This window comes from Streptomyces cadmiisoli, assembly GCF_003261055.1.
Classification (GTDB): Bacteria; Actinomycetota; Actinomycetes; order Streptomycetales; family Streptomycetaceae; genus Streptomyces; species Streptomyces cadmiisoli.
Genome location: NZ_CP030073.1, coordinates 3,077,217 through 3,093,254 on the forward strand (window position 1 = coordinate 3,077,217; position 16,038 = coordinate 3,093,254).

The window sequence follows — 16,038 nt, forward strand, 5'->3', positions numbered from 1 at the left end:
CGGCAGTTCAGCGGGAGGCCTTCGGGTCCAGCGCGTCACGCACGCCGTCGCCGAAGAGGTTGAAGGCAAGAACGGTGATGAAGATCGCCACGCCCGGGATCACCATGTACATGGGGTCCGATTCGTAGTAATCGATCGCGTTCGAGAGCATCTGCCCCCACGAGGCCGTGGGCGGCTTCACGCCCACACCCAGGAAGCTCAGCGCCGCCTCGGTGAGGATGTTGGTGGGGATCATCATCGTCGTGTACACGACGATGGGGGCGACCAGGTTGGGCAGCAGCTCCTTGAACAGGATGTAGAACTGCCCGGCGCCGAGCGAACGGGCCGCCTCGACGTACTCGCGCTCGCGCAGGGACAGCGTCTGACCGCGCACGACGCGTCCGATGTAGGGCCAGCCGAAGAAGCCGATGACGAGGATCATCACGAACAGGCGCACGCCGGTGCCGGACAACCCCAGCATCTCGTTCGGCATGACGGAGACCAGCGCGATGATGAACAGCAGCTGCGGGAAGGCCAGGAGGCCGTCCATGACACGGCTGATGGTGGAGTCGACCCAGCCGCCGAAGAAGCCGGCGAGGATGCCCAGGATCGTGCCGAGGACGACGGCCACGACGGCGGACAGGAAGCCGACCAGCAGGGAGATCTGCGCGCCGTAGACGATGCGGGCGAAGATGTCGCGGCCGCTGACGGGCTCGACACCGAGCAGGTGCTCGCCGCTGATGCCGCCGAGGGAGCCGATGGGGGTACCGAACAGCGGGTCGATCAGGTTCTCGTGGTGGGCCTCGGGGTCCTGCCCGACCAGGCCCGTGATCACCGGCGCCAGAACGGCGACCAGGATGAGGAAGAGCACCACGACGCCGCCCGCCAGGGCCAGCTTGTCGCGCTTGAGGCGTTCCCAGGCGATCCGGCCCAGGGACCGGCCCTGTACGGCCTTCGCGTCGCCGCTGGCCTGCGCCGCTTCCGCGGCAGCACTCGGGGCCGCTTCCGCGGTCGGCTCGTGCAATGGTGCCGTCATCTGGCAGGGACCCCTCTCAACCGGCGGTGACCGGCCCGCGCTTGCCGCTGTGGCGGCATCATGATCAGTCCTTCGTACACACAGGGGCGCCCATCCGGACGAACATCCGGACGAACACCCCCCGGAGCGGGAGTCTTCAACGCTTTGGCGATCTGTTGCCAGACTTGGCGGTGAATGGATGCGTAACCGTGATGCTGTCCTGGGGTTTCCGTTATCCGGACGGTGGATAACGGGGGTCGGACAGGTACTTAGTCATCCAAATGGGACATGGGCCATCTTTCCGCCCGGGTCTACGCGCGAAGAGGAGGCCCTTGGTACAGACCAAACGGTCGGTCGGGGGTCGTCTTTCGGTCAGCGCCGGCCCGGAGCGGGCGGGTAGCCGTAACCCGCTGTAGGCACCTGGGCCGGTGCGGAGCCGTGCGCCTCACGGTCGTAGAAGGGCCTGGCGTTGGCCCGCAGCCACAGCGCGACCGGGTCGTACTCGTCGGACATGGCGACGGTCGACACCGGCAGCCCGTCCGGGACGGCCCCGATGGACTGCTGCATCATCGCGCGCACCGAGTCGACGGCGGGCGGGGAGGTGTCGTAGACGTCCAGCCCGATGGCGAGATACGGCGCCCCGAGCGCCGGCTGCACCCAGGCCCGGCGCAACGAGCGGACGGCCGGGGTGCGGTGGGCGTTCTGCGACAGCAGGGCGTAGAACTGCGGGATCTGGATGCCGGGCTCGGACAGCCGCAGCGGGCCCGAGGGCTGCCGGTCCAGGCCGGTGGCGATCCTGCGCAGATCCAGCCAGGGAACGCCGACCCCGCCGCCGGGGGCGTGCGGGTTCAGCCAGAGGCCGTAGTGGTCGGGGTAGAGGGTGCGGGCGACGTCGAGGCCGTCGACCACTTCGTACGACCGGTTCCACCCGCTGGCCGAGAGCTCCTGGGCGGAGGTGACACAGGGCGCGTAGCCGAAGCCCTCGACCTCCATGTTCCCGTACTGGGCGTCGGGGGAGCCGGCCTGGCCGTGCCACAGCAGCATCCAGACCTGGCCGGAGGACGGCGTCGCGAGCGCGCGCAGCAGTGCCTCGTAGGCGTCGTAACGCCCCGGCGTCACCTGGCGCAGCATGTGCTCGACCTGCCCCGCCGCGGCGGTGCCCGTGCCGCTCGCGCTCACTGTTACCGCCCCTTCGTACACTGCCCTGCTCGAGCCGTGACCCTAGCTTAAGCCCGGCCGCTGACGCGGCACTTGTCGTTGTTCCGCGGTTCCGCGGTTCTGCGGTTCCGCGGTTCTGCGGTTCCGCGGTTCGCGGTTCCGCGTGCTGCGCACCTGCCGTGCGCGTTTCGTGCGTACGGCCCCTTCGCGGCCGTACGCGGCCGTTCGCCACCGGGCCGGGCGGCGGGCCGCCGCCCGTGCGCCGCGGCCCGCCGTGCCGAGCGGTGCTCAGTGCTCCCGTTGGTAGAAGGGGCGCACCCGCTCGCGCATCCAGTCGCCCACCGGGTCCTGGGTCACGTCCAGCAGGACGAGGTTGACCGGCCAGGTGACCGGCACCCGCGTCAGGGCCCGGGACAGGGCGTCCATGGGCAGGGCCCGGATGTCGTCGTCCCACCGGGACAGCTCCACACCGACGAACATCACCGGCTCGGCCGTCTCCACCGCGGCGAGGCAGCGGCGGGCGGTGACCACGACACCCGTGCCGGCGAACTCCGCGGAGGCCGCGGCGAGGAAGTCGACCGGGTCGTCCTGCCAGTCGGGCTCGAACAGCCGGACGCGACCGCCGCCCGCGGGGCCGTCCAGCGGGGTGCGCCCGGCCCGGCACAGTTCGGCCACCGCGGGCGGCGGCAGCGGGATGCCGACCGCACCGCCCGGGTTGACCGCGATGCCCGCCTGCGGGGGCAGACCGCGGGCGAACTCGACGGCCGGTGCGACGGTGTACGACATATGGGCGCCGACGGCCTGCCGCAACTGCTCCTCGGAGCTGAAGACCGCGACGTAGGCCTGACCGCCGATGTCCAGGGTGGGCAGGTCGAGCGGGCCGCTGCGCGGGCCGCCCCCGTTGGGCAGCGGCACCCAGAGGAAGCTGCGACCCAGCACCTCCACGATCCGGCCGCCGGCCGACGGCACGCCGAGGGAGGCCGCCAGCACCTCCTCCAGTTCGTTGCCGGGCCATCCGCCGTGCGGATGGGGGTGTGCCTGCGCCGGGAAGCCCCCGGTGAGGTCCGCGGGGCTGTCCGCGGGGAAGTCGTCCATCTGCCTACCGCCTGCTCCGTGCCTGGATTGCGGCTGAAAGGCTAGCCGCCGCGCGCGGGGCCGGTCCCGTCAGCCCGTGAAGCCGATGCGGCGCAGGGTGTCCGCCGCCGCGCGGTCGAGCAGGACCGCGGCGGCGCAGCCGCGCGGCAACCGGCCGCGCTCGGCCCGGCGCACGAGGCGGGCGGCGGCCCGGCGGTGCCGCGCGAACGCGTACCGCGAGACTCCGCGGCCCCGCTCGCGCTGGCCGGCCAGGGCCTCCTCGGGCGTGACGTCCAGCAGCAGCAGATGCAGGGTGCCGCCCCGGCGGCGCGCCTCACGGGCCAGCCAGGCGCGCACCCAGGCCTGCGTACCGCAGTCGTGGACGACGACTCCCTCGCCGGTGCGCAGGGCGCTGCGCAGTCCGGCGTAGTGGGCGAGGCGGACCAGGGGGCGGTAGACCGCGTACGGGATCCGGTCCGGCAGCCGGTCGTCCCAGCGGTCCCGGACGTCCTGGGAGTCGATGCGCCGGGCGCGCACCGCCCGCCGCATCAAGGTGGACTTGCCGCTGCCGGGCAGGCCCGTGACCACGACCAGGTCGCGTGGGCCGAACAGCAGCGCGTGCGGGCTGCGGCCCCCGCGGTCGCGCAGGTCGCGGACGACGGGCGACGCCGACGCGGCGCACTCCTCCCGGGCCGGTGCGGTCGGTTGCTTGGGCAGCGCGAATCCCGAAGCGGTCGCGTACGCCGTGATCCTGTTCACCGTGATCGTCCTCCCCTGGGGCGGTTCACGAGTTCCCATCCCCGTTGAGTGTAAAGAGAAGGTAATCCGCGGACCTCGCGTTTACGTTCCCTTACCGCAACAGGGCTGCTACAGCGTGTCGTGGCCACCGTGCCGAAACCGTGCGGCCGTGGTGCGCGGGCCGGTGAAGGCCCGGTAGGGCGACCCTGCCGCAGCGAGCGGATGCGTGCAATGATGTGCGCGCCAACTGCATACCGGCCGTTTGAATCCGCGCGGGAGAGTCCCCGGCAGCACTGCCGTCGGGGCGCCGAAGGAGCAAGTCCCTCCCTTGAATCTCTCAGGCCCCCTTACCGCGCGGGCGAGGCACATCTGAAAAGCGGGCCGCCGTATCGGGCGGCCCCACCCAAGGTGCAAGCCAGGACCCGTCCGCGGTCATGGCGAACCTCTCAGGTTCCGATGACAGATGGGGAGGAACGACCTCGCCCATCCCCGTGCTCGGCTCCGCCGGCGTGGGGACCCCATCCCCTGGGAGACCGACCGATGAGCAGTACTTCGCTCCGCCGCACCGCGCTCGATGCCCTGCATCGCTCGCTGGGCGCGACGATGACCGACTTCGCCGGCTGGGACATGCCCCTGCGCTACGGCTCCGAGCGCGACGAGCACCTCGCCGTCCGCACCCGGGCCGGGCTGTTCGACCTCTCGCACATGGGCGAGATCACCGTGACCGGCCCGCAGGCCGCCGACCTGCTGGACCACGCCCTGGTCGGCAACATCGGCGGCGTCCGGCCCGGCCGCGCCCGCTACACGATGATCTGCCGCGAGGACGGCGGCATCCTGGACGACCTGATCGTCTACCGGCTCGCCGACACCGAGTACATGGTCGTGGCCAACGCCTCGAACGCCCAGGTGGTGCTGGACGCCCTGACCGAGCGCGCCGAGGGCTTCGACGCCGCCGTGCGCGACGACCGGGACGCCTACGCCCTGATCGCCGTCCAGGGCCCCGAGTCCCCCGGCATCCTGAAGTCGGTCACCGACGCCGACCTCGACGGCCTGAAGTACTACGCGGGCCTGCCGGGCACCGTCGCCGGCGTGCCCGCGCTGATCGCGCGCACCGGCTACACCGGCGAGGACGGCTTCGAGCTGTTCGTGAAGCCGGAGCACGCCGTGGAGCTGTGGCAGGCGCTGACCGAGGCCGGCCGCGACGTCGGTCTGACCCCGTGCGGGCTGTCCTGCCGGGACACGCTGCGCCTGGAGGCGGGCATGCCGCTGTACGGGCACGAGCTGTCGACGTCGCTGACGCCGTTCGACGCCGGGCTCGGCCGCGTGGTGAAGTTCGAGAAGGAGGGCGACTTCGTGGGGCGGGAGGCGCTGCGTGAGGCCGCCGAGCGCGCCGAGTCCCGGCCGCCGCGGGTCCTGGTCGGCCTGGTCGCCGAGGGCCGCCGGGTGCCGCGCGCCGGGTACCCCGTGGTCGCCGGCGGCGAGGTGATCGGCGAGGTCACCTCCGGTGCCCCCTCCCCCACGCTGGGCAAGCCGATCGCGATGGCGTACGTCGACGCCGCGCACGCGGCGCCGGGCTCGGCCGGTGTGGGCGTGGACATCCGGGGCAGCCACGAGCCGTACGAGGTCGTGGCGCTGCCTTTCTACAAGCGGCAGAAGTAGCACTCTGTCCGAGTCGGCGTGACGCTCGGCACACCGTGCCCGCTCGCCCGCGGCTCCCAGCAGTTCTTCATTCATCAGCACTCCCCCGCGTACAGGAGAATTCAGGCCATGAGCAACCCCCAGCAGCTGCGCTACAGCAAGGAGCACGAGTGGCTGTCGACCGCCGAGGACGGCGTCTCGACGGTCGGCATCACGGAGTTCGCGGCGAACGCGCTCGGTGACGTGGTCTACGCCCAGCTTCCCGAGGTGGGCTCCACCGTGTCGGCGGGCGAGACCTGCGGCGAGCTGGAGTCGACCAAGTCCGTCAGCGACCTGTACTCCCCGGTCTCCGGCGAGGTCACCGAGATCAACGAGGACGTGGTGAACGACCCGTCCCTGGTGAACTCCGCCCCCTTCGAGGGCGGCTGGCTGTTCAAGGTGCGGGTCGCCGACGAGCCGGGCGACCTGCTCTCCGCGGACGAGTACGCCGCCCACACCGCCGGCTGAGGAGTCGTACCCCCCATGTCTGAAGAGAAGACCCTGCTGAACACGCCGCTGCACGAGCTGGACCCGGCGGTGGCCGCGGCGGTCGACGCCGAGCTGCTGCGCCAGCAGTCCACCCTCGAGATGATCGCCTCGGAGAACTTCGCCCCGGTCGCGGTCATGGAGGCGCAGGGCTCGGTCCTGACCAACAAGTACGCCGAGGGCTACCCGGGCCGCCGCTACTACGGTGGCTGCGAGCACGTCGACGTGGTCGAGCAGATCGCCATCGACCGCGTCAAGGAGCTGTTCGGCGCCGAGCACGCCAACGTGCAGCCGCACTCGGGCGCGCAGGCCAACGCGGCCGCGATGTTCGCGCTGCTCCAGCCCGGCGACACGATCATGGGTCTGAACCTCGCGCACGGCGGGCACCTCACCCACGGCATGAAGATCAACTTCTCCGGCAAGCTGTACGACGTGGTCGCCTACCACGTCGACGACGCCACCGGTCAGGTCGACATGGCCGAGGTCGAGCGGCTGGCCAAGGAGCACAAGCCGAAGCTGATCGTCGCCGGCTGGTCGGCCTACCCGCGGCAGCTGGACTTCGCCGCGTTCCGCCGGGTCGCGGACGAGGTCGGCGCGTACCTGATGGTCGACATGGCGCACTTCGCCGGTCTGGTCGCCGCCGGGCTGCACCCCAACCCGGTGCCGCACGCCCATGTGGTCACCACCACCACCCACAAGACGCTGGGCGGGCCCCGCGGCGGTGTGATCCTCTCCGTCCAGGAACTCGCCAAGAAGATCAACTCGGCGGTGTTCCCCGGCCAGCAGGGCGGCCCGCTGGAGCATGTGGTCGCGGCGAAGGCGGTCGCGTTCAAGGTCGCCGCCTCGGAGGACTTCAAGGAGCGCCAGCGCCGCACCCTGGACGGGGCCCGGATCCTGGCCGAGCGCCTGGTGCGGGACGACGTGCGGGCGGTGGGCGTCGACGTGCTCTCCGGCGGCACGGACGTCCACCTGGTCCTGGTCGACCTGCGTGACTCCGAGCTGGACGGCCGGCAGGCCGAGGACCGCCTCCACGAGGTCGGCATCACGGTCAACCGCAACGCCGTCCCGAACGACCCCCGGCCGCCGATGGTGACCTCCGGCCTGCGCATCGGCACGCCCGCGCTGGCCACCCGCGGCTTCACCGCCGAGGACTTCACCGAGGTCGCGGACGTCATCGCCGAGGCGCTCAAGCCGTCCTACGACGCCACCGCGCTGCGGGCCCGGGTCACCGCGCTCGCGGACAAGCACCCGCTGTACCCCGGCCTGACGAAGTAATCCTCCGCGGGGCATCGCGCACACTGGAAGGTGAGCGCGGTGCCCCACGCCCTGTACCACCCCCGTTCCTAGGAGTCACCGTGGCCATCTCGGTCTTCGACCTGTTCTCGATCGGCATCGGCCCGTCCAGCTCCCACACGGTGGGCCCCATGCGGGCGGCCGGCATGTTCGCCCGCCGGCTGCGCAACGAGGACGTGCTGGACTCGGTCGCGTCGGTGCGCGCCGAGCTGTACGGCTCGCTCGGCGCGACCGGACACGGGCACGGCACGCCCAAGGCGGTGCTGCTCGGTCTGGAGGGCGCCTCGCCGCGGACCGTCGACGTCGAGACCGCGGACCAGCGGGTCGAGGACATCAAGAGCGCCGGCCGGATATGCCTGCTCGGCGAGCACGACATCGCTTTCGACTTCGACTCGGACCTGGTGCTGCACCGCCGCGAGACGCTGCCCTACCACGCCAACGGCATGACGCTGTGGGCGTACGACGCCTCCGGCGGCGAGGTCCTGTCCAAGACGTACTACTCCGTGGGCGGCGGCTTCGTCGTCGACGAGGACGCGGTCGGCGCGGACCGCATCAAGCTCGACGACACCGTGCTGAAGTACCCCTTCCGCACCGGCGACGAACTGCTGCGCCTGACCCGGGAGACCGGCCTGTCGATCTCGGCTCTGATGCTGGAGAACGAGCGGGCCTGGCGCACCGAGGAGGAGATCCGGGACGGTCTGCTGGAGATCTGGCGGGTGATGCAGACGTGCGTGTCGCGCGGCATGTCCCGCGAGGGCATCCTGCCGGGCGGGCTGAAGGTGCGCCGCCGCGCCGCGGTCACCGCCCGCCAACTCCGCTCGGAGGGCGACCCGCTGGCGCACGCCATGGAGTGGGTCACGCTGTACGCGATGGCCGTGAACGAGGAGAACGCGGCCGGCGGCCGGGTGGTCACGGCCCCGACCAACGGCGCCGCGGGCATCATCCCGGCGGTCCTGCACTACTTCGTCAACTTCGTGCCCGGCGCGGACGAGGACGGCGTCGTCCGCTTCCTGCTCGCCGCCGGTGCGATCGGCATGCTGTTCAAGGAGAACGCCTCCATCTCCGGCGCCGAGGTCGGCTGCCAGGGCGAGGTCGGCTCCGCCTGCTCGATGGCGGCGGGCGCGCTCGCCGAGGTGCTCGGCGGCAGCCCCGAACAGGTCGAGAACGCGGCCGAGATCGGCATGGAGCACAACCTCGGTCTGACCTGCGACCCCGTCGGCGGTCTCGTCCAGATCCCCTGCATCGAACGCAACGGCATGGCCGCGGTGAAGGCCGTCACGGCGGCCAAGATGGCGATGCGCGGGGACGGCACGCACAAGGTGTCGCTGGACAAGGTCATCAAGACCATGAAGGAGACCGGCGCGGACATGTCGGTGAAGTACAAGGAGACGGCGCGCGGCGGGCTCGCGGTGAACATCATCGAGTGCTGAGCGCGTCACCCGTGCCACCGAGGGGAATCATCAACTCGCGTCCCCCCACAGGCACTCCAGGGAGCATTCATGCTGCGCGGCATCGACGTCAGCTCGTACCAGTCCTCCACCTACGACACCGACGGCCTCTCCTTCGTCTTCATCAAGGCGACGGAGGGCCGTTCGTACGTCAACCCCAAACTGTCCGCCCAGACCGGCCGCGGCCGGGACGCCGGACTCGTCGTCGGCTTCTACCACTTCCTGTGGCCGGGCAACCTGACCGCCCAGGCCGAGTACTTCGTCGGCAAGGCCCCGGACCGGCCGGGCGACATCCTCGCCGTCGACTGGGAGACGACCGGCGAGGGCACCCGCGCGAGCAACGCGGAGAAGGACCGCTTCATCAGGAAGGTGAAGGAGCTGCGGCCCGACAACCGGGTCGTCCTGTACTGCAACCGCGACTTCTGGCTGAACGTCGACACCACCTCCTACGCCGGGGACGGTCTGTGGATCGCCGACTACGTGACGGCCGGCAAGCCCCGGATCAAGGCGAAGTGGCGCTTCCACCAGTACACGGACGACCCGATCGACAAGAACGTGGCCGACTTCGCGAGCCGGGCCGCGCTGCGGGAGTGGGCCGAGGGCGCCTGACGGGACCGAGGGCCCGGGCCGGACGGCCCCTACGCGCGGAACGCCGGCTTGCGGTCCGGTGAGGCCGCCGCCAGCGCGCCGGTGACCTCCGCGACGCCGGCCCGCAGGCCGTAGACCGGGGTGTCGGGCTGCTGGCGCCAGGACTCGTCGAGTCCGCCGGAGTCGACGGTGTCGAATCCCAGCTCGTCGATCAGGTCCATCACCTTGCGCTTGGCCGCCCGGTCGTCGCCGGCCACCGGCAGGGCCATACGGTCCGGGGCGCCCGCCGGACGCGGGCGCTCCAGGATGTCCTGGGCGAAGGTGCCGTTGAAGGCCTTGATCACGGGGTGCCCGATCCGGCGTTCGGTCCAGCGGCTCTCGGTGAGGCCCTCGTCCTCGATCTCGGCGATCCGGCCGTCCCGCTCCCTGGGGTAGTAGTTGCCGGTGTCGATGACCGCGACGCCCTCGGCCGCGCCGTCCAGCAGCCCGGACGGCAGGTCGGGGACCGCCTTCATCGGGACCGTGACGACCACGATCTCGGCGCCGCGGGCGGCCTCCTCGACCGGGACGGGGGTGGCGCCGGTCTCCTCGGCCAGTGCCGTCAGGGTGTGCGGGCCGCGTGAGTTGGCGACCCGGACGTCGTGGCCGAGGGCGGTGAGCCGGCGGGTGAGGTTGCCGCCGATGTTGCCGGCGCCGACGATGCCGATCTTCATGACATGACCTTCCGGGGTGGGGTGCTCGTGACGACGGCCCAACCCCGGAGAGGGTGCGTCTGTTCCGGCGGGTGCGGCGGACGGGTGACGGACCCGGCGACGTCACTGCGTCATGGCGTCGCGCGTGACGCGGGTGGCACACGGCACGCACAAGGGCGCCCCCTCGCGGCATGTGCGAGGGGGCGCCCCGGTGGGCCGTGCCCTGTCACTTGTTCAGGTACGACCAGAACTCGTCGAACGACAGCATCTTGTCGCCGTCGAGGTCGCGGTGGGCGATGAGGGCCTCCGCCACCGCCTCGGTGACATTCCAGTCGCCCCCCTGCGCCAGAGCGGTCTTGAACTCGGCCGCGGTGATCTCACCGTCGCCGTCCGTGTCGATCCGCTCGAACTGCTTGCGCGCTTCCTCGATGTCCGCCACCGGTCCGCCCCTTCGCTCACTCGCGTCCGACGCTTGCTCGTCGCACACGCCTCGTCGTACTGGTCGTACGTGTCGTACTGGTCGTACTGACGCAGGTCAGACTAACGGGCCTCCCTCTCCTCCCATGCGGCGACCACCCACGCGAAGCCCTCGCGGTGCGCGGCCTCGGCGGCCACCGAGCGCGTCACCGGAAGCAGGCGCCCTCGTCGGACCGGTGCCGGACCCTGCGGACCCGCTGGTCCGGTGGGACGGGCCGGTTCGCCGACGGTGCGGAGCGAAGTGCCGCCGTCGATCACGTATGCGACTCTGGGCCTTCCAGTGGGTGGGGACACAAGGAGCCGGGGGCGCGCTCGTGGCGGAGACCTTGCGGGACGTTCTGGACGCGGCGGCGCGGGGCGTCTTCCCGCCGGCGGACGGCGGCACCACGATCGTGCCCCAGTACTCGCCGCGGGACGCCGGTGTCCTCGCCTTCACGGCCCACTCCGTCGTGTTCACGGACGAGGACCCCGCCTGGGTGCGGGCCGCGCTGGCCGCCGTCGACTGCGACGCGCTCGCCGCGACCATGAACCCGGTGTTCCTGGCGGCCTTCATGGCGCGTACGGGCCGCGGGACGGACACGATCGACGTCCTGGCGGTGGGGCAGGCGCTCCCGGGCGAACCGTCCGTCGCCCTGACGCGGATCGCCGATCCGGGCCGTCCGCGGGTCGCCGGGTCGCTCCGGCGGCGCGACGAGGTGCGGGTGTGGGCGGCGGACGGCGGCCTGCTCGTGCTGGGGCGCGGGGTCGCCGGGCGGCTGGAGGCCGCGGTGGAGGTGGCGGAGCCGGTACGGGACCGGGGGCTGGGGCGTCTGCTGGCGACGGCGGCCCGGCAGTTGTCGGACGGCGAACCGGTGTGGGCCCAGGTCTCCGCCGGCAACGCCCGCAGCCTGCGCGCGTTCCAGGCGGCCGGTTACCGTCCGGTGGGATCGGAGGCGCTGTTCGTCCCCCGTTGACGCGGTGCGCCGCTCAGCGGTCCGCGACCCGCATCTCGAACCAGGTCGTCTTGCCGCGCGGCAGCAGATCGACGCCCCAGCGGTCCGCGAGCTTGTCCACCAGGAAGAGGCCGCGGCCGCTGACGTCCATCTCCTGCACCGGCATCAGACAGGGCAGCCCGCGCGAGGGATCGCGGACCTCGACGCGGATCCAGCCGCGGCGGCGGCGCATGCGCAGTCCGAAGACCCGTGCACCGGTGTGGCGTACGGCGTTGCCGACGAGTTCCGAGACAAGTAAGACGGCGTCCTCGGTCATCTTCGGGGTCAGGCCCCACTGACGCAGGACCACCACCTGGGCCAGCCGGCGCGCCGTGGCCGCGGACTCCGGGCGGGACGGGAGCGGAACCTCCGCCTCGGTGGGATTGCCGAACAGTTCGAACGCCTGGATCGCCCGTTCGTCCTCGACCGCCGGTGACCAGCGCGCCGCCGTCGCACGGCCGCGTCCCTGCGGCTGTTCGATGCCCTCCAGCCCCGCCATGCCCCCATCATGGCCGCCCGGACGGGCCTCCGGGGCCGTTCCTGAGGAATACACCCCCCGGAACGATTCGTTCCGCACGATGCGCTCGACATATGCCACTGGCGATTCGGGATCGTTCCCATCCCCTCCGACCTGCGAAGACGGGCCGCTTGTTGGCAATGGACCGGCTCCCTCGACAAGACAGGCTTAAGGTTGCGTTAAGGCTTCCATAAACCGCCCCGTCGAGGAACCCGAATCAGACATCGCGTCAATTGCAAGCGCTTCAGCCTGTTTTCTGTGGCGAGTTCGGGCGGACCCCGGCGGCGGCATCGGGGAACCGTCCGCCAACTCCGGGTAAAGACAGGGGACTCAGAGGAACTTCGCCTTACCCGGCCCCTCCTCCACGAAGCTGCGCATCCCCCGCTCCCGGTCCTCCGTCGCGAACAGCCCGGCGAACCAGTTCCGTTCGACGGCGAGTCCGGTGTCGATGTCGGTCTCCAGACCGGTGTCGACGGACTCCTTCGCCGCCCGCAGCGCGAGTGCCGGGCCCTGCGCCAGCTTCGCCGCCCACGCGTGGGCCGTCTCGTACACCTCGGCCGCCGGCACCAGTCGGTCCACCAGGCCCAGCGCGAGTGCCTCCTCGGCCTTCACCATCCGGCCGGTGAAGATCAGGTCCTTGGCCTTGGACGGACCGATCAGCCGGGCCAGCCGCTGGGTGCCGCCCGCTCCGGGGATCAGGCCGAGCAGGATCTCGGGCTGGCCCAGCTTGGCGTCGTCGGCGGCGATGCGGTAGTCCGCGCACAGGGCGAGTTCGCAGCCGCCGCCGAGCGCGTAACCGGTGACGGCGGCGACGACCGGCTTGGGAATGCGCGCCACGGCGGTGAAGGAGTCCTGGAGGGCGCGGGCGCGCAGGACCATCGCGGTGTGGTCCATGTCCTGCATCTCCTTGATGTCCGCACCGGCCGCGAACACCTTCTCCCCGCCGTAGACGACGACGGCGCGCACGTCCTCGCGGCGTGTGGCCTCCTCGGCGAGTTCCTTGAGCCGGTTCTGCGTGGCGACGTCCAGGGCGTTCATCGGCGGGCGGTCGAGGCGGAGCGTGCCGACGCCTTCGGCGACTTCCAGATTCACGGTCATGCAGGCAGGTTAACGGGCACTAACGGCATCGGCCCCGGTGCGGTACCTCACACCGGGGCCGTCGCGTCGCGCGGGACTTACGCCTTCCACTTCTCCCACGACATGTTCCAGCCGTTGAGCCCGTTGTCCGGGTCGACGATCCGGTCGTTGGAGTTCTTCACGACCACGACGTCGCCGAGCAGGGAGTTGTCGAAGAACCACGCCGCCGGCGCGCCCTTGTCCCAGCCGCCGCGCACATCGCGCAGGCCGACGCAGCCGTGGCTGGCGTTGTAGTTGCCGAAGGCGCCGCCGGCCCAGTAGTTGCCGTGCAGGAAGGTGCCGGAGGTGGTCAGGCGCATGGCGTGCGGGACGTCCTTGATGTCGTACTCGCCGCCGTAGCCGACGGTCTCGCCGTTCATCCGGGTCACTTCCAGCTTCTCGCTGATGACCATCTGCCCGTTCCAGGTCTCCATGCCGCCCTTGCCGGTGGTGACCGGGATGGTCTTCACGACCTTGCCGTCCCGTGTGACCTTCATCGTGAGCTTCTTGGCGTCGACGACGGACACCTGGCTGCGGCCGATGGTGAAGGAGACGGTCTTGGCCTGCTCGCCGTAGACACCGGGGCGGCCCTCGACGCCGTCGAGGTTGAGCCGGACGGTGACCTTCGTACCGGCCTTCCAGTACTTCTCCGGCCGGAAGTCGAGGCGGTCGTTGCCGAACCAGTGCCCCTCGACCTCGACGGCCGGCTCCGTCGTGATCTCGACGGCCTTCTCGACGTCGTCGGGCTTGGTGATGCCCCGGGTGAAGTTCAGGGAGAAGGGCATTCCGACCCCGACCTTGGACCCGTCCTCGGGGGTGAAGTGCCCGGTGAACGTGTTCTTCGGGGTCAGCGTGGTGAAGTCGGAGTCCTCGGCGGCCTCACGGCCCGCGGAGTCCTCGGCGACCGCGTGCACCTGGTACTTGGTGGCGGCGGCCAGGTGGATGGACGGCTTCCAGGTGGCGCCGTCCTTGGATATCTCGCCGTCTATCTCATTGCCCTTGCCGTCCTTGACGACGACCTCGGTCAGCTTGCCCTCGGCGGCGGTGACCTTCAGGGCCCCGCTGGTGTCCACGGACTTGGCGCCGTCCTTCGGCGCTATCGTGACGGCCGCCTCCGACTGCTTGCTCTGAGCCGAGGCGGCCGGCTTGCCCTTGCCGTCGCCGGAGCCCGCTCCGCCCGTCCCCGAGTCCGAGCCGCCGCCGCACGCCGTCACGGCCAGCAGCGCCGCCCCGGCGATCACCGCCGGCAGCCGTCCGCGTCCGCGCCTCGCGCGCGCGTCAACCGACGCCCCCGATATCGGTCGCACCTTCAAGTTGTTCTCCCCTCAACGGGCCCCGGTCCGGCCCTCGCGCCGGCCCCGGCGGGCCCGCGTCCCCCGCGCGTCCCGCGCGCACGGCGCATATTAACCACATGACCAGGGCGGACGGCGCCGTGTGAATGTCACCGTTCCGTCCCAACATCGGCAGGCCACGCGGTCGCCAACCCGCCCCGCCGAGGGGTCACTTCACGGCACTGCCCGATTTCCACTCCTTCCATCCCATGTTCCAGCCGCCGAGCCCGTTGGCCGGGTCGACCGTCCTGTCCTTGCTGTTGACGACCTCGACGACGTCCCCGATGAGGCTGCGGTCGAAGAACCAGCCCGCCGGGGTCTCGGAGCTGCCGCCCTTCACGTCGCGCAGCCCGACACAGCCGTGGCTGACGTTCTTGCGGCCGAAGACATCGGCGGTCGACCAGTAGTTGCCGTGCAGGAAGGTGCCGGAGTCGGTCAGCCGCATCGCGTGCGGGACGTCGGGGATGTCGTACTCGCTCTTGCCGTCGGGCTTGCGGAAGCCGACGGTGGCGCCGTTCATCCGGGTCACCTCGTGCATCTCGGTGACGACCATCTTGCCGTTGTACGTCGTGGTCTTCGCCGCTCCGGCGCTGATCGGCACCGTGCCGAGCAGTTCGCCGTCCCGGTGCACGTCCATGGTGTGCGCGGCGGCGTCGACCAGGGAGACCTGGCTGCGGCCGACGGTGAAGGCGACCGTCTTGTACTGCTGCCCGTAGACACCGGGGGCGCCCTCCACGTCGCGCAGGCGGACGGCGACGGTGACCTCGGTGCCGGGCTGCCAGTACGCCTCGGGGCGGAAGTCGAGGCGGTTCTTGCCGAACCAGTGGGGGCGGATCTCCACGGCGGGTTCGGCGGACACCCGCAGGGCGCGCTCCACCGCGGCGCGGTCGGTGATCTCCCGGCTGAACCGGACCGAGACGATCATGCCGGTGCCGACCGTGGAGCGGTTCTCCGGGGTGACGTACCCGATGAAGCGCTCCGCGGGGACGTACGTCGTGAACGTCGCGTGGCGTGCCGAGCGGCGGCCCTCGGCGTCCACGGCCACCGCGTCGACCGAGTACTCGGCGGCCAGGGCGAGCCGGTCCTCGCGAGGCTCCCAGCGCCGGCCGTCGGCGCTGATCCGGCCGGGCACCGCGCTCTCCTGGGCGTCCTGCGACTTGACCACCCGCACCGACTCCAGCCGCCCTTCGGGCACCCGTACGGAGAGCTTCTCCCCGGGGCGCACCCCCTTGCCGCCGTGGGCGGGCGAGATGTCGATGACCTCCGCGGGTGCCGAGGGTCTGCCGGGCCCGCCGAGTCCGGCGATGCCGTCCGAAGTGCAGCCGGCGGCTCCCGCCAGCAGTCCGGCCCAAGCCAGTAGGGCGGCCAGTGCGGTCCCCGCGCGCCGTGCGCGCCGATGTACGTGCCTCACAACCGTGCCCAACGACCGGGCCCGCCCTGGGGAAACGTGAGTGCGAGCCAAGCTCTGGGCAGAACAG

At 71.3% G+C, this 16,038-nt stretch carries 16 protein-coding genes and 2 riboswitches; of the genes, 6 read left to right on the forward strand and 10 right to left on the reverse strand.

The genetic code is table 11. The features are described 5' to 3' along the window. Positions 1-7: 7 nt before the first annotated feature. From DN051_RS12890 to DN051_RS12905, 4 genes are all read right to left on the reverse strand, one after another. A complete protein-coding gene (locus DN051_RS12890) occupies positions 8-1,015 on the reverse strand; it encodes an ABC transporter permease (protein WP_053759982.1) in 1,008 nt (335 codons plus the stop codon). Positions 1,016-1,366: 351 nt separating this feature from the next. After that, positions 1,367-2,173, reverse strand: coding sequence for an enhanced serine sensitivity protein SseB C-terminal domain-containing protein (locus DN051_RS12895; RefSeq protein WP_112438734.1), 807 nt, complete (start codon positions 2,171-2,173; stop codon positions 1,367-1,369). Between the two features lie 267 nt (positions 2,174-2,440). After that, positions 2,441-3,247, reverse strand: coding sequence for an enhanced serine sensitivity protein SseB (locus DN051_RS12900; protein WP_053759980.1), 807 nt, complete (start codon positions 3,245-3,247; stop codon positions 2,441-2,443). Positions 3,248-3,316: 69 nt separating this feature from the next. Next, positions 3,317-3,985 (reverse strand): AAA family ATPase, encoded by a 669-nt coding sequence (locus tag DN051_RS12905; RefSeq protein ID WP_053759979.1) that lies wholly within the window; start codon positions 3,983-3,985, stop codon positions 3,317-3,319. Positions 3,986-4,227: 242 nt separating this feature from the next. After that, positions 4,228-4,327, forward strand: a riboswitch (glycine riboswitch). Then, positions 4,328-4,437, forward strand: a riboswitch (glycine riboswitch). 67 nt (positions 4,438-4,504) lie between these two features. Between DN051_RS12905 and gcvT the strand changes: the two genes are divergently transcribed. The 5 genes from gcvT to DN051_RS12930 all read left to right on the forward strand — a co-directional run bounded on the left by gcvT (position 4,505) and on the right by DN051_RS12930 (position 9,477). Beyond that, complete coding sequence (gene gcvT / locus DN051_RS12910; RefSeq protein WP_053759978.1) at positions 4,505-5,623, forward strand: glycine cleavage system aminomethyltransferase GcvT; 1,119 nt, start codon at positions 4,505-4,507, stop codon at positions 5,621-5,623. A gap of 108 nt (positions 5,624-5,731) precedes the next feature. After that, complete coding sequence (gene gcvH / locus DN051_RS12915) at positions 5,732-6,109, forward strand: glycine cleavage system protein GcvH (protein WP_053759977.1); 378 nt, start codon at positions 5,732-5,734, stop codon at positions 6,107-6,109. Positions 6,110-6,124: 15 nt separating this feature from the next. After that, positions 6,125-7,402: a serine hydroxymethyltransferase gene (gene glyA / locus DN051_RS12920; protein ID WP_053759976.1), complete on the forward strand. Its 1,278-nt coding sequence runs from the start codon at positions 6,125-6,127 to the stop codon at positions 7,400-7,402. Between the two features lie 80 nt (positions 7,403-7,482). Then, positions 7,483-8,850, forward strand: coding sequence for an L-serine ammonia-lyase (locus tag DN051_RS12925; protein WP_053759975.1), 1,368 nt, complete (start codon positions 7,483-7,485; stop codon positions 8,848-8,850). Positions 8,851-8,919: 69 nt separating this feature from the next. Then, on the forward strand, positions 8,920-9,477 hold the full coding sequence (locus DN051_RS12930) for a glycoside hydrolase family 25 protein (protein WP_053759974.1): 558 nt from the start codon (positions 8,920-8,922) through the stop codon (positions 9,475-9,477). A 29-nt stretch (positions 9,478-9,506) separates the two neighbouring features. Here DN051_RS12930 and DN051_RS12935 read toward each other — a convergent pair whose 3' ends face one another. Both DN051_RS12935 and DN051_RS12940 read right to left on the reverse strand, forming a co-directional pair. Next, positions 9,507-10,169: an NADPH-dependent F420 reductase gene (locus tag DN051_RS12935; protein WP_053759973.1), complete on the reverse strand. Its 663-nt coding sequence runs from the start codon at positions 10,167-10,169 to the stop codon at positions 9,507-9,509. 205 nt (positions 10,170-10,374) lie between these two features. Continuing rightward, positions 10,375-10,587, reverse strand: a complete 213-nt coding sequence (locus tag DN051_RS12940) for an EF-hand domain-containing protein (RefSeq protein ID WP_053759972.1) — start codon at positions 10,585-10,587, stop codon at positions 10,375-10,377. A gap of 352 nt (positions 10,588-10,939) precedes the next feature. On the opposite strand from DN051_RS12940, the gene DN051_RS12950 reads away from it, so the two are divergent. Continuing rightward, a complete protein-coding gene (locus DN051_RS12950; protein WP_053759970.1) occupies positions 10,940-11,578 on the forward strand; it encodes a GNAT family N-acetyltransferase in 639 nt (212 codons plus the stop codon). A 13-nt stretch (positions 11,579-11,591) separates the two neighbouring features. On the opposite strand, the gene DN051_RS12955 is transcribed toward DN051_RS12950, so the two are convergent. The 4 genes from DN051_RS12955 to DN051_RS12970 form a co-directional block, all read right to left on the reverse strand. After that, entirely contained in the window at positions 11,592-12,095 is a 504-nt protein-coding gene (locus DN051_RS12955) for an ATP-binding protein (protein WP_053759969.1), read from the reverse strand. A gap of 348 nt (positions 12,096-12,443) precedes the next feature. Next, positions 12,444-13,211, reverse strand: coding sequence for an enoyl-CoA hydratase/isomerase family protein (locus DN051_RS12960; RefSeq protein ID WP_053759968.1), 768 nt, complete (start codon positions 13,209-13,211; stop codon positions 12,444-12,446). Positions 13,212-13,288: 77 nt separating this feature from the next. After that, positions 13,289-14,542 carry a L,D-transpeptidase gene (locus tag DN051_RS12965; protein WP_079001063.1) on the reverse strand — a complete coding sequence of 418 codons (1,254 nt, stop codon included), beginning with the start codon at positions 14,540-14,542 and terminating at the stop codon, positions 13,289-13,291. Positions 14,543-14,729: 187 nt separating this feature from the next. Next, positions 14,730-15,971, reverse strand: a complete 1,242-nt coding sequence (locus DN051_RS12970; RefSeq protein ID WP_112438736.1) for a L,D-transpeptidase — start codon at positions 15,969-15,971, stop codon at positions 14,730-14,732. Positions 15,972-16,038 lie beyond the last annotated feature (67 nt).